Origin of the sequence: Mesorhizobium sp. M8A.F.Ca.ET.207.01.1.1, from assembly GCF_004794715.1 — a bacterium.
Classification (GTDB): domain Bacteria; phylum Pseudomonadota; class Alphaproteobacteria; order Rhizobiales; family Rhizobiaceae; genus Mesorhizobium.
The window spans coordinates 1-484 of the sequence record NZ_SRUS01000069.1; the positions used below are offsets into that span (position 1 = coordinate 1).

Sequence of the window (484 nt, forward strand, 5' to 3'; positions counted from 1 at the left end):
GGCTTGCCGCCCAGCTGTGCGCGGTGCGCATCCAGCAGTTGTTCGGCCACGCGGGCGACGTTGCTGGTGCCCTGCCCGCGTTCGTTGCGCGACAGCAGCAGCAGCGCGCCGATCAGGTCACTGCACTGCTGTTCGGCACGCTGGATGCGCTGCAGACGCTGCAGCACCTTCTCATCCAGGCCGGGCCGGGTCAGCAGCAGCTCGGTGGCGCCACGAATCACCGCCAGCGGCGTGCGCAGTTCGTGCGAGATATCGGCGATGAAGGCACGGCGGTTGCGTTCGGTATCATCCAGCGCCTGCGCCATCCGGTTGAAGTCGTTGACCAGGGCGTCCAGCTCGTCATCGCTGGTGCGCTCGATGCGGGTGGCGTAGTCGCCGGCAGCGAGCCGATGGGTGGCTGCGGCCAGCTTGGCCAGGCGTTGCCGGAGCGCGCGCGATACCAGCCAGGCCAGCAGCACCGTCACCAGCAGCAGCGCGATGCCGA

Annotated in this window: 1 protein-coding gene; it reads right to left on the bottom strand. The window is 69.0% G+C overall.

Annotated features, from left to right (window positions below; all coding sequences use genetic code 11):
* Nucleotides 1-484, bottom strand: a 484-nt coding sequence (locus EN850_RS36650; RefSeq protein WP_189591271.1) for a histidine kinase dimerization/phospho-acceptor domain-containing protein, incomplete at both ends; no start/stop codon positions are given.